General features: G+C 66.5%; 13 protein-coding genes. All 13 read left to right on the top strand.

All coding sequences use genetic code 11. The annotated features are described in order from the left end of the window. Positions 1-232: 232 nt before the first annotated feature. On the top strand, positions 233-763 hold the full coding sequence (locus V5F59_RS22370) for a F0F1 ATP synthase subunit delta (protein ID WP_509211141.1): 531 nt from the start codon (positions 233-235) through the stop codon (positions 761-763). Continuing rightward, positions 763-2,292 (top strand): F0F1 ATP synthase subunit alpha, encoded by a 1,530-nt coding sequence (gene atpA, locus V5F59_RS22365; RefSeq protein ID WP_393980628.1) that lies wholly within the window; start codon positions 763-765, stop codon positions 2,290-2,292. The genes V5F59_RS22370 and atpA overlap by 1 nt, the downstream gene beginning before the upstream one ends. A 39-nt stretch (positions 2,293-2,331) precedes the next feature. Beyond that, the gene (locus tag V5F59_RS22360; protein WP_393980630.1) at positions 2,332-3,207 is read left to right on the top strand and encodes a F0F1 ATP synthase subunit gamma; all 876 of its coding nucleotides are present in this window, start codon (positions 2,332-2,334) and stop codon (positions 3,205-3,207) included. A 33-nt stretch (positions 3,208-3,240) separates the two neighbouring features. Beyond that, the gene (gene atpD / locus V5F59_RS22355) at positions 3,241-4,677 is read left to right on the top strand and encodes a F0F1 ATP synthase subunit beta (RefSeq protein ID WP_393980632.1); all 1,437 of its coding nucleotides are present in this window, start codon (positions 3,241-3,243) and stop codon (positions 4,675-4,677) included. A 34-nt stretch (positions 4,678-4,711) separates the two neighbouring features. Continuing rightward, complete coding sequence (locus tag V5F59_RS22350) at positions 4,712-4,945, top strand: hypothetical protein (RefSeq protein WP_393980634.1); 234 nt, start codon at positions 4,712-4,714, stop codon at positions 4,943-4,945. A gap of 49 nt (positions 4,946-4,994) precedes the next feature. Further along, positions 4,995-5,417: a F0F1 ATP synthase subunit epsilon gene (locus V5F59_RS22345; protein ID WP_393980636.1), complete on the top strand. Its 423-nt coding sequence runs from the start codon at positions 4,995-4,997 to the stop codon at positions 5,415-5,417. 262 nt (positions 5,418-5,679) lie between these two features. Further along, complete coding sequence (locus V5F59_RS22340; protein ID WP_393980638.1) at positions 5,680-6,456, top strand: Crp/Fnr family transcriptional regulator; 777 nt, start codon at positions 5,680-5,682, stop codon at positions 6,454-6,456. A 177-nt stretch (positions 6,457-6,633) separates the two neighbouring features. Continuing rightward, positions 6,634-8,064 carry an ABC transporter substrate-binding protein gene (locus V5F59_RS22335; protein ID WP_393980640.1) on the top strand — a complete coding sequence of 477 codons (1,431 nt, stop codon included), beginning with the start codon at positions 6,634-6,636 and terminating at the stop codon, positions 8,062-8,064. 85 nt (positions 8,065-8,149) lie between these two features. Next, the gene (locus tag V5F59_RS22330; RefSeq protein ID WP_393980642.1) at positions 8,150-9,106 is read left to right on the top strand and encodes an ABC transporter permease; all 957 of its coding nucleotides are present in this window, start codon (positions 8,150-8,152) and stop codon (positions 9,104-9,106) included. A 22-nt stretch (positions 9,107-9,128) separates the two neighbouring features. Further along, on the top strand, positions 9,129-10,004 hold the full coding sequence (locus tag V5F59_RS22325; RefSeq protein WP_393980644.1) for an ABC transporter ATP-binding protein: 876 nt from the start codon (positions 9,129-9,131) through the stop codon (positions 10,002-10,004). Between the two features lie 243 nt (positions 10,005-10,247). Then, positions 10,248-10,583 carry a ferredoxin FdxA gene (fdxA, locus tag V5F59_RS22320; protein ID WP_393980646.1) on the top strand — a complete coding sequence of 112 codons (336 nt, stop codon included), beginning with the start codon at positions 10,248-10,250 and terminating at the stop codon, positions 10,581-10,583. 10 nt (positions 10,584-10,593) lie between these two features. After that, positions 10,594-11,367, top strand: coding sequence for a ferredoxin--NADP reductase (locus V5F59_RS22315; RefSeq protein WP_393980648.1), 774 nt, complete (start codon positions 10,594-10,596; stop codon positions 11,365-11,367). A gap of 419 nt (positions 11,368-11,786) precedes the next feature. After that, complete coding sequence (locus V5F59_RS22310) at positions 11,787-12,851, top strand: YeiH family protein (protein ID WP_393980650.1); 1,065 nt, start codon at positions 11,787-11,789, stop codon at positions 12,849-12,851. The last annotated feature ends 14 nt before the right edge of the window (positions 12,852-12,865 follow it).

Genomic DNA, 12,865 nt, shown 5'->3' with positions numbered 1-12,865 from the left:
GAGGTGCTGGTGCGGCAATGCGGCCTATCAGCCACTCTTCGGTCATGTTGCCGCCTTGATCGGCCTGTGTTAGGCACACCGGGATTTCGAGGGGCGGGTTCAGCCCTCTCGCGAGGTCACACAGGAATATTCCCAACAGATCAAGGGCTTGGGCGTTGACGCCGCACGGTGTGGCGCCATCAGGCTGCAAGTCCGAGAGAGGTGCGGGGTGGCGGATACGATCGTGTCAGGCATGGCGGGGCGCTACGCGACCGCGCTGTTCGAACTGGCGACAGAGGCCGGCGCCGTCGATTCCGTGAAGGCGGATCTCGATCGTCTGGCGGCCCTCATTGCGGAAAGCGCGGATCTGGCGCGGCTGGTGAAAAGCCCGGTCTTTTCGGCCGAGGAGCAGCTGACGGCCGTTTCCGCAATTCTTGAAAGCGTGGGCATCACCGGCCTCGCCGGGAATTTCGTGAAGCTGGTGGCGCAGAACCGCCGCCTGTTCGCGCTGCCCGGCATGATTTCCGATTTTGCAGCGCTCGTGGCCGCCCAACGGGGCGAGACGACGGCGCAGGTGACGGTGGCCGCGCCCCTGAGCGACGCGCACTTCGCCACGCTGAAGGCGACGCTGGCTGAAAAGACCGGCAAGGACGTGAACCTCGACGTCACCGTCGATCCGTCCATCCTCGGTGGTCTCATCGTGAAGCTCGGCTCCCGCATGGTCGACGCCTCGCTCAAGACCAAACTCAATTCTATCCGGCATGCGATGAAAGAGGTCCGCTGATGGACATTCGAGCCGCTGAAATCTCCGCCATCCTCAAGGAGCAGATCCAGAACTTCGGCCAGGAAGCCGAAGTTTCGGAGGTAGGCCAGGTCCTCTCCGTCGGCGACGGCATTGCCCGCGTCTACGGCCTCGACAATGTCCAGGCCGGCGAGATGGTCGAGTTCGAGAACGGCACGCGCGGCATGGCGCTGAACCTCGAAATCGACAACGTCGGCATCGTGATCTTCGGTTCCGACCGCGAGATCAAGGAAGGCCAGACCGTCAAGCGCACCGGCGCCATCGTGGACGCCCCCGTCGGCAAGGGCCTGCTCGGCCGCGTCGTCGACGCCCTCGGCAACCCGATCGACGGCAAGGGCCCCATCGTCTACACCGAGCGTCGCCGCGTCGACGTGAAGGCCCCCGGCATCATTCCGCGCAAGTCCGTGCACGAGCCCATGCAGACGGGCCTCAAGGCGATCGACGCGCTCATCCCGATCGGCCGCGGCCAGCGCGAGCTCATCATCGGCGACCGCCAGACCGGCAAGACCGCCGTAGCGCTCGACTCGATCCTCAACCAGAAGCCCATCAACCAGGGCACGGACGAGAAGGCCAAGCTCTACTGCGTGTACGTCGCGGTGGGCCAGAAGCGCTCCACCGTCGCCCAGTTCGTGAAGGTGCTGGAAGAGCAGGGCGCGCTCGAATATTCGATCATCGTGGCCGCCACCGCTTCGGACGCGGCGCCGATGCAGTTCCTGGCGCCGTTCACCGGCACCGCCATGGGCGAGTATTTCCGTGACAACGGCATGCACGCGCTCATCATCCATGACGACCTGTCCAAGCAGGCCGTGGCCTATCGCCAGATGTCGCTGCTGCTGCGCCGCCCGCCGGGCCGCGAGGCCTATCCCGGCGACGTGTTCTACCTGCACTCCCGCCTGCTGGAGCGCGCGGCGAAGCTGAACGACGCCAACGGCGCCGGCTCGCTGACCGCTTTGCCGGTGATCGAGACCCAGGCCAACGACGTGTCGGCCTACATCCCGACCAACGTGATCTCCATCACCGACGGCCAGATCTTCCTCGAGTCCGACCTGTTCTACCAGGGCATCCGCCCGGCGGTGAACGTCGGCCTGTCGGTGTCGCGCGTGGGCTCCTCGGCCCAGATCAAGGCGATGAAGCAGGTGGCGGGCAAGATCAAGGGCGAGCTCGCCCAGTATCGCGAGCTCGCGGCCTTCGCCCAGTTCGGCTCGGACCTCGACGCCTCCACGCAGAAGCTGCTGAACCGCGGCGCCCGCCTCACCGAGCTGCTGAAGCAGAGCCAGTTCTCCCCCCTCAAGGTGGAAGAGCAGGTGGCGGTGATCTATGCCGGCACCAACGGCTACCTCGATCAGCTCCCGGTCTCCAAGGTGCGCGAGTTCGAGCAGGGCGTCCTGCTGGCGCTGCGCTCCCAGCATCCGGAGATCCTGGAAGCGATCCGCACGTCCAAGGAACTCAGCAAGGACACCACGGCGAAGCTGACGGCGGCGCTCGACGCCTTCGCCAAGAGCTTCGCCTGAGCGTCGCCCTTCGTTCCTCGAACCTGACGGACGGGCGCGATGGCGAGCCTGAAAGACCTTAGAAACCGCATTGCCTCTGTGAAGGCGACGCAGAAGATCACCAAGGCGATGCAGATGGTCGCCGCGGCGAAGCTGCGTCGCGCCCAGATGGCGGCGGAAGCGGCCCGTCCCTATGCCGAGCGCATGGAGACGGTGCTGAGCAACCTCGCGGCGGGGATCGTCGGGGGCGGGCAGGCGCCTGTGCTGATCGCCGGAACCGGCCAGACGCAGACGCATCTTCTGCTGGTCTGCACCGGCGAGCGCGGTCTGTGCGGCGCTTTCAACACCTCCATCGTCCGCCTGGCCCGCGAGAAGGCCCAGCAGCTCCTCGGCGAAGGCAAGGACGTGAAGTTCTTCTGCGTCGGCCGCAAGGGCTACGACCAGCTGCGCCGGACCTATCCGAGCCGCATCGTCGAGCTGGTGGACCTGCGCTCGGTGCGCACGCTCGGCTTCAAGAACGCCGACGACATCGCCAGCAAGATCCTGGCGCTGCTCGACCAGGGCGCGTTCGACGTGTGCACGCTGTTCTATTCGAACTTCAAGAGCGTGATCTCGCAGGTCCCCACCGCCCAGCAGATCATCCCCGCGAGCTTCCCCGAGCGGGATGCCGGGGACGAGGGGCCGGTCTACGAGTATGAGCCGACGGAGGAGGAGATCCTCACGGATCTCCTGCCGCGCAACATCGCGGTGCAGATCTTCCGCGCGCTCCTGGAAAACCAGGCGTCCTTCTACGGCTCGCAGATGAGCGCCATGGACAACGCGACCCGCAATGCGGGCGACATGATCAGGAAGCAGACGCTGATCTACAACCGGACGCGTCAGGCCATGATCACGAAGGAACTTATCGAAATCATCTCCGGCGCCGAAGCGCTCTGACCGCGGCGTGGACGAGGACAAAGGACGACGAACATGGCGAATCCCACCGGACGCATCACCCAGGTCATCGGCGCCGTTGTCGACGTGCAGTTCGACGGCCATCTGCCGGAAATCCTGAACGCCCTGGAGACCACCAACCACGGCAACCGCCTGGTGCTCGAGGTGGCCCAGCATCTCGGCGAGAACACCGTTCGCACCATCGCGATGGACGCGACCGAGGGCCTGGTGCGCGGCCAGCCCGTCACCGACACGGGCTCCCCCATCCTCGTGCCCGTGGGCGAAGCCACCCTTGGCCGCATCATGAACGTGATCGGCGAGCCGGTGGACGAGCTCGGCCCGGTGGTCGGCGATGCCAAGCGCGCCATCCACCAGTCCGCCCCTTCCTACGCGGACCAGTCCACGGAAGCGGAAATCCTCGTCACCGGCATCAAGGTGGTGGATCTGCTGGCGCCTTACTCCAAGGGCGGCAAGATCGGCCTGTTCGGCGGCGCCGGCGTGGGCAAGACCGTGCTGATCATGGAGCTGATCAACAACATCGCCAAGGCGCACGGCGGCTATTCCGTGTTCGCCGGCGTCGGCGAGCGCACCCGTGAGGGCAACGATCTCTATCACGAGATGATCGAGTCCAAGGTGAACGTGGACCCGCACGAGCATGACGGCTCCGCCGCCGGCTCCAAGTGCGCCCTCGTGTACGGCCAGATGAACGAGCCTCCGGGCGCCCGCGCCCGCGTGGCGCTCACCGGCCTCACGGTGGCCGAGCACTTCCGCGACCAGGGCCAGGACGTGCTGTTCTTCGTGGACAACATCTTCCGCTTCACCCAGGCCGGCTCGGAAGTGTCGGCTCTGCTCGGCCGCATCCCCTCGGCGGTGGGCTACCAGCCGACGCTGGCCACCGACATGGGCGCCCTGCAGGAGCGTATCACCACCACCACCAAGGGTTCGATCACCTCGGTGCAGGCCATCTATGTGCCCGCCGACGATCTGACCGACCCGGCGCCCGCCGCGTCCTTCGCCCATCTGGACGCCACCACGGTGCTGTCCCGTTCCATCGCGGAAAAGGGCATCTACCCGGCGGTGGACCCGCTCGACTCCACCTCGCGCATCCTCTCCCCGCTGGTGATCGGCGAGGAGCACTACAACACAGCGCGCCAGGTGCAGCAGACCTTGCAGCGCTACAAGGCGCTCCAGGACATCATCGCGATCCTGGGCATGGACGAGCTCTCCGAAGAGGACAAGCTCACCGTGGCCCGCGCCCGCAAGATCGAGCGCTTCCTCTCCCAGCCCTTCCACGTCGCGGAAGTGTTCACCGGCTCCCCGGGCAAGCTCGTGGACCTGAAGGACACCATCGCCGGCTTCAAGGGCCTGGTGGAAGGCAAGTACGACTACCTGCCCGAGCAGGCCTTCTACATGGTGGGCTCCATCGACGAAGCCATCGAGAAGGGCAAGAAGCTGGCCGCCGAGGCGGCCTGATCCTTCAGCCGATCAACGGGGTGAGGGGGACATCATGAACGTGAAGATCCTCTGCCTCGTCCTCGGCCTGCTGGCCGGCGGCATCGTCGGCTGGCTGACGCGCCCGCAGGTGGCGGAAATCCGCCTGCCGGGCATCGATATCAAGCTGCAGGGGGAAGGGCCGCGCGGCGGCCTGACCTCGGAGCAGTCCCGCCACATCGGCCTTGCCGCCGTGGTGGGCGCGATCATCGGCCTGGGCGTCGGCTTCGTGGCCGAGCGCCGGCGCTGAAGGTCCCGCGGCCGCTTAAGGTCCAGGGCCCGACCCGGAGACGAGAAGAATGGCGACCTTACCCTTTGAGCTGGTCTCCCCCGAGCGGCTCGTGTTTTCCGGTGCCGTGACCGAGGTGATCGTGCCCGGCGCGGAAGGCGAGTTCGGCGTGCTGGCGGGTCATGCGCCCTTCATCGGCATGCTGAAGGCGGGCATCCTCACCATCAAGGGCGACGGCGCGCCCAAGAGCTATTTCGTGCGCGGGGGCTTCGCCGAGGTGAACCCGACCGGCCTCACCATCCTTGCCGAAGAGGCGAAGCCGGTGGAGGAGCTGGATCTCGGCGCGATGCAGCAGCAGATCCAGGACGCCAGGGAAGACGTGGCCGACGCCACCAGCGACGAAGCGCGCCAGCGCGCCTCGCGGCACCTCTCCGACCTGCAGCAGGTCTACGAAGCGCTCGAGCGCGGCCGGTCCGGCGCCGCCGCCCACTGACGTCTCAAAATACCGATTGGAACGACAAACGGCGGCCATCTGGCCGCCGTTTGCATTTGGCCGGCACCTAGTGACCGCCCGCCAAGGGGATTAGACCGTCCGCCGGCTTTGGGCGCGCTCCGGTTGGTCCTGCCGGCACCGGGACCTGAGGATCTGGGCGACGGCTGATCTCTGTTTTATTTTATAAAAACAATAGATATAATTACTATTTAGTTGGTACGCTTCTTGCCGGACTGGAACACGTCCAACCCGGAGAGAAGAGATGCTGATCGCCCCGCCCCAGGGACAGCTTCCGACGGCGGGATCGCCGCTGCTGGCCGGCACCAACCCGGCGCAAGCCCTGCTCCTCACCGAGAACGTCTCCCTGACCAACGGGCCGCCTCTGCTGTTCCAGCGCCTCACCGCGAAGGAGCGGGAGGAGGTGCTGCGCGAGGGGCAGAAGCGGGTGGTCTACCGGGGCAAGATGCTGTTCTCCCAGGGCATGCCCCACGACGGCATCTTCCTGATCGAGAGCGGCCGCATCCGCGTCTTCTACATCGCCCCCTCAGGCCGGGAGATCACGCTCGCTTACTGGAGCGCCGGAAATTTCGTGGGCGGGCCGGAGCTGTTCGGCCAGGGCCAGCACGTATGGTCGGGGGTGGCTGCCACCAATTCGGTGGTGGTCCACCTCACCGGCAAGACGCTGCGGCGCCTGATCGCCCAGATCCCCGCCTTTGCCATCGGCCTCATCGAGGGACTTACCTTCAAGGGGAAGTGCTATTCGGCCCTTGCCCAGATGCTGGGCACCCGCTCCGTCACCGAACGGCTGGCGCACCTGCTGCTCCACCTCGCCGACACCTACGGGGTAAAGGAGGAAGACGGCATCGCCATCGGCTCCTCCTTCACCCACGCGGACCTTGCCCACATGGTCGGCGCCACGCGCCAATGGGTCACCATCAGCCTCAAGCGTTTGCAGGAGCAGGGGGTGCTGAAGGCGGAGAAGGCGAAGATTGTGGTCTATGACCTGGAGGCGCTTCACGCCATGCGCGGCGACCGGTGACGGAGTGGCCGTGGCGGGCCGCCGCGCCGGCATGTCGGGCAGTCGCTGCTGAAAAAAAGAGCGCGGGCGCAAAGGAGGCAACTAATCGACAGCAGCGGCGCATCTTCCTTTGAACGGATCCAAGGCCGGGCCCGAAGATCACCCTCACGATCCGTCTTTGCCCCGGGAGGTGATCTCATGACCCCATTTCGCTCGCCCCTTCCTTGCGCCGTTGCCGTCGCCCTCACCGCCAGCTGCGTTGTTCCCGCGCGCGCCGCCGAGATCATCAACATCGGCATCGGCACCCAGGACACCACCACCAACACGGTCACCACGGGCGTGGTCATCAAGGAGTTGAAGCTCCTTGAAAAGTATCTGCCGACGGACGGCAAGTACAAGGATGTGGCCTACAAGATCGACTGGCAGAACTTCACTTCCGGCCCACCCGTGACCAACGGCATGATGGCCGACAAGCTTCAGTTCGGCGGCATGGGGGACTTTCCGCTGGTGGTGAACGGCTATACCTTCCAGTCAAATCCGCAGTCCAAGTCACAGCTGATTGGCGTCGCCGCCTACAACCTCTTCGGCTCCGGCAACGGCGTGGTGGTGCACAAGGACTCCCCTTATTACGAGCTCTCCGATCTCAAGGGGAAGGTGCTCTCCGTCCCGTTCGGCTCGGCGGCCCATGGCATGATCCTGAAGGCCATGCAGGACAAGGGCTGGCCCAACGACTACTTCAAGCTGGTGAGCCAGTCGCCGGAGGTGGGCTCCACCAACCTTCAGGAAAAGAAGATCGAAGCCCACGCGGATTTCGTGCCCTTCGCCGAGCTGCTGCCCTTCCGCGGCTTTGCCCGCAAGATCTTCGACGGGGTGGAGACCAACGCCCCCACCTGGCACGGCGTGGTGGTGCGCACCGACTTTGCCGAGAAGTATCCGGAAGTGGTGGTCGGCTATCTCAAGGCGGTGATCGCGGCCAACGACTGGGTGCGCAAGGACCCCAGGACCGCCGCCGAGAGCATCGCCAAGTGGACCGGCATCGACAAGGAAGTGGTCTACATCTTCCTCGGCCCGGGCGGCATTATGACCATGGATCCCACCATCAAGCCTGAGCTCGTCGCCGACGCGGCCGAGGACGCCGGTGTGCTGCAGAAGCTCGGCCGCATGAAGGAATTCGACGTCAAGGCCTGGGTGAACGACAGCTATATCCGCCAAGCCTACAAGGAACTCGGCCTCGACTATGAGGCTCAGCTCAAGAGCCATGACAATTATGAGGTCGCCGGCGACGATGCCTTCTGCAAGGTGAAGATTGCCGAGCCGCGAAAGGCCGGCGAGATCTGGATCGAGGGCGAGGGCATCAAGCCCTATTCCAGCCCGGCCTGCACCCTGGGCGCCCTCGCCGAGCTGACCGCCCAGGGCAAGACGGCGAACATGACCTATCTGTTCGATACCGCCCGCGGCATCAAGCTGTTCGCCACCGAGGCCTTCTATGCGGTGTCCACCAAGGATGGGAAAACCGAGATCCTGCCTTTCCTCCTAAAGGCCGACGCGGAGGCCGCGGCGGCCAGGGGCGGCGGCAAGGTGATGCCCTTCAGCGATGCGCTGAAGGTGGCCACATCGGCCCGCGGGTGAGGCCATGACGCGCGCCGCTGCCAAAACGCAGGCGACCCCCACCCAGGCGACACCGACGCCCGCGACCTCCAGGCAAGCTCTCGCCATGACTGCAACCACCCTGTCCGCCGCGTCTCCCCCCGCCATGGCCTTCCCCCTCGCCGCTCCGGCGGGGGACGCGGCCCGTGCCGTGCCCGGCGCCGTGGTGTTGCGGCCGGAGCGGCGGGTGCGGGCGGCGCCGCCGGCGCCCGACCGCTCCCCGGGGGGCAAGGCAAAGCGCTGGTTGAAGCTGAATGCGCAGGGCATCCGGGCCACCGCCCTCGGGGCGCTCGCCCTCGGCCTCTTCATCCTGGCCTGGCACGTGGTCACCACCCATCACATGGTGCTCTACGTGCGCTTCCTGAACGTGCCCTCGCCGGCGCAGGTGCTGGAGAGCGCCCGCACCGCCTTTTCCACCGGCGCCTTCTTCGACCACATCTACATCTCCTGCCGGCGCATCTTCCTCGGCTTCGCCATCGCGGCCGTGGTCGCCGTGCCGCTGGGGCTGCTTATGGGGCGCTTCACGCTGCTGAAGGAGTTCGTCTTCCCGGTGTCGGAGGTGCTGCGACCCATCCCGGCCATCGCTTGGGTGCCCATGGCCATCATGCTGTGGCCCACCAACGAGGAGAGCATCGTCTTCATCACCTTCCTCGGCTCGTTCTTCCCCATCCTCATCAATACGCTGCACGGCATGGCGAACGTGGACGAGGTGCTGGTGCGCGCCGCTCGCTGCCTCGGGGCGAACGAGCGGGCCACGTTTCGCGAGGTCTATTTCCCGGCGGTGCTGCCGCAGGTCTTCACCGGCCTCACCGTGGGCATGGGGGTGGCCTGGGTGTCGCTGATCGCGGCGGAGATGATCTCCGGCCAGTTCGGCATCGGCTATTTCACCTGGGAGGCCTATTCCCTGGTGCAGTATCCGGACATCGCCCTGGGCATGATCACCATCGGCGTGCTCGGCCTCGCCTCGTCCTTCCTCATCCGGCTCGCCGGGCGGCTCGTCACGCCCTGGTCCCGGGCCAAGTGAACCCCTTCAAGTGAGGCGCGCCATGGCGGTTCCCCCCATTCCTCCGGCCAAGACGGGCCTCATCGAGGTCTCGGGCTTCGAGCTCGCCTACGACACCGTGGATGGTGCCGTCATCGCGGTGAGCGATGCCGACCTCGTGGTGAACCCGGGCGAGTTCGTCTCCATCATCGGCCCGTCGGGCTGCGGCAAGTCCACGCTGCTGAATGCGGTGGCAGGCTTCCTGAAGCCCACGGCCGGGCGCGTCACGGTGGACGGCGAGCCGGTGAAGGGCCCCTCCGCCGACCGGGGCATGGTGTTCCAGCAATATTCGCTCTTTCCCTGGAAGACGGTGCGGGAGAACGTGGAGTTCGGCCTGAAGATGCGCGGCATGGGCAGGTCGGAGCGGGCCGTGGCGGCGCGCACGCTGCTCGGCCTCGCCGGGCTCTCGGCCTTCGAGGATCACTATCCGGACCGGCTGTCCGGCGGCATGAAGCAGCGCGTCGGCATCGTGCGGGCGCTGGCGACGGGCCCCAAGGTGCTGCTGCTCGATGAGCCATTCGGCGCCCTCGACGCGCAGACGCGGGTCATCATGCAGCAGATCCTCACCAACCTGTGGCAGCGGCTCGGCATCTCGGTGCTGTTCGTGACCCACGACATCGACGAGGCCATCTTCCTCTCCGACCGCATCTACGTGATGACGGCGCGCCCCGGCTGCATCAAGGCCGAGGTGACGGTGCCGCTCCCACGCCCGCGCGACGCGGCGTTGCAGATGTCGCCGGAATTCGTGCAGCTGCGGGCCGAGCTTGGCGCCCTCATCCGCGAGGAGAGCCTGAAGGCCATGGGCGGCGAGCTGAACGAGGACGCGCTGAAGGGCCTCGCCGTGAACCTCAACGGATCAAACCTCGCCCAAGTGGTGTGAGGCGTCGCCGGTCACGACCTTCCGCCGCGGCCCACGGGGCCCCGCCCTGCCGTTCCGTTGGCCCTTCGGTTCAGATGGCAGGGGCCGGGCGGGGGATGCCACGGACAGGCCCGGCATGACGGGCCCCCGTGGCTTGAGAGCCGATAGAAAATCCGCAATTAATTGACCCCTCAAGGCCTTAATACTCAGGCCCTGGGGCGTGGCCGGCTAGTCTCGTTGCATCAAAACAACCGGATCTGCCCCATGGCCTACGTCGTCACCGACAAGTGCATCCGCTGCAAATTCATGGATTGCGTCGCCGTCTGCCCCGTGGACTGCTTCTACGAGGGCGAGAACATGCTCGTCATCAATCCGGACGAATGCATCGACTGCGGCGTGTGCGAGCCCGAATGCCCCGCCGCCGCCATCTCCGCCGACACTGACCCGGCGGCTCAGCCCTGGATCGCGCTCAACGCCGAATATGCCGCTAGGTGGCCCAACATCGCCGAGAAGAAGGAGCCGCCGGCGGACGCCGCGGACTGGATGGAGGTGGACGGCAAGTTCGAGAGCGCCTTCTCGGCCGCTCCTGGTCAGGCGTGAGGCACCGGCCATGAGCAATCTCAACACCGAGACCGTGCTGGAGGTCCGCCACTGGACCGACCGGCTTTTCTCCTTCACCGCCACGCGGGACGCCGCCTTCCGCTTCAAGAGCGGCCAATTCACCATGATCGGGCTCGACGTGAACGAGAAGCCGCTCCTGCGGGCCTATTCGCTGGCCTGCGCGCCCTATGAGGAGACGCTGGAGTTCTTCTCCATCAAGGTGCCGGAGGGCCCGCTGACCTCGCGGCTGCAGATGCTGAGGCCGGGCGACCCCATCCTCGTCGGTCGCCGGCCCACGGGGACGCTGCTCCTCGACAATCTGAAGCCCGGCAAGCGCCTCTACCTGCTCGCCACGGGCACGGGCCTTGCGCCCTTCGTCTCCATCGCGCGGGACCCGGAGGCCTACGAGCGGTTCGAGCACATCGTCCTGGTGCATGGCTGCCGCGAGGTGGCGGAGCTCGCCTATGGCGAGGACGTGGTGGCGAGCCTCAAGGCCCACGATGTCCTCGGCGAATATGCGTCCACCCAGCTGCTACACTATCCCACCGTGACGCGCGAGCCGTTCCGCAACCGCGGCCGCGTCACCGACCTCATGGAAAGCGGCCGGCTCTTCGCCGATCTCGGCCTGCCGGACCTCGACCCCGCCCACGACCGGGTGATGCTGTGCGGCTCGCCGCAGATGATCGCCGATACCCGCGCCCTTCTGGAGAGCCGGCGCTTTGCGGAAGGCGCCGGCCACCGGCCGGAGACCTTCGTGGTGGAGAAGGCCTTCGCGGAACGCTGAAGGCCGGCGTCACAAGGGGTTGCGTCCGCTGCCCAGGCCGGACAGGCCTTCGTAAGGCTCTGCCGTCGGTCTCCGGCCCCGTCCGCCACGGGAAGAGCCGGTGCCGGCATGACGATCGGCCGCCGCCGCTGCCCTCAACCCGTCCTGCTGGATCCCCTTAGCGGGTTGCCTCCGGTGTGGCAGGTGGAACCGCTGTTTCGATCCACCTGCCCGCCGCGTGATGTGCCATGCCGGTGCGAGATGCCGCCATCGCGGCACCTGCCGGCATTGGGGGTGTCACCCGTGGTTCTGTCGGCGGCACGGTAGCGCACCGGGGGCGAATGTGAGATAAACATAAAAATCGATCAATTGTAGAAATACAACTCATTTGATCGATTGGTTTGCCGGGGCCATCCTCGCCGCGTTCGAGGAGCCCCGCCATGACCGAGAAGCACCTTTCCGATCCTGCCCTTATCCCGAGTGCGCCGGTGCGCGCCGCAGGCGGGCCGCTCACCAACGCGTTCGGCGGCATTCTCCCCGGCCTTGCCTATACGGTGCTGATCGCCGCCGCCGCTTATGCGCTGCGGCAGATCCCGGGCATGGGCCTCGTCAGCCCCCTCATCATCGCCATCGCCATCGGCATGGCGCTGCATAATGTGTTCGGGACGGCGGCTGCCATCAAGCCGGGCGTGAAGTTCGCGCTCCGCCGCATCCTGCGCTTCGCCATCGTGCTGCTGGGCCTCCAGCTCACCTTCGAGCAGGTGCGCTCGGTGGGGCTGGTGGGCTTCTCCATCGTCGCCTTCACCTTGTTCGCCACCTTCTTCGCCACCCGCTGGTTCGGCCGGCTGATGGGCGTGGACAAGCAGCTCTCTGAGCTGATCGCCGCCGGCACCGCCATCTGCGGCGCTTCGGCGGTGATCGCGACGAACACGGTCACCCGCGGTTCGGACGAGGACGTGGCCTATGCGGTGGCGTGCGTCACCGTCTTCGGCTCGCTGTCCATGCTGCTGATGCCCGCGCTCCTGCCCTACACCGGCTTCAGCGCCCATGATTTCGGCCTGTGGACCGGCGCCTCCATCCACGAGGTGGCGCAGGTGGTGGCCGCCGCCTTCCAGGGCGGCCAGCAGGCCGGCGAGTTCGGTACCGTGGCGAAGCTCTCGCGGGTGATGCTGCTCGCCCCGCTCGTCATCGGCCTTGGCGCCGCTGCCGTCATGCGGGCCCGCGGCGACCGCGCCGCCGGCCATGCCAGCCCGCCCATGCCGTGGTTCGTGTTCGGCTTCATCGCCATGGTGATGCTGGCGTCCAGCGGATGGGTTCCGGCTGAGGTGAAGATGCCGGTGGCCACCACCACCACCTTCCTGCTCGCGGTGGCCCTGGGCGCTATGGGTCTGGAGACCGACATCGCCAAGCTGCGCCTCAAGGGCATCAAGCCCCTGATGCTCGGCGCCGCCGCCTGGGCCTTCGTCTCGCTGCTCAGCTTCGGCCTGATCAAGGCGCTGATGTGATATAGCCTGTGCCG

Source organism: Xanthobacter nonsaccharivorans (assembly GCF_043194755.2).
Classification (GTDB): Bacteria; Pseudomonadota; Alphaproteobacteria; order Rhizobiales; family Xanthobacteraceae; genus Xanthobacter; species Xanthobacter autotrophicus_G.
This window is presented reverse-complemented; position numbering and strand designations above follow the sequence as displayed.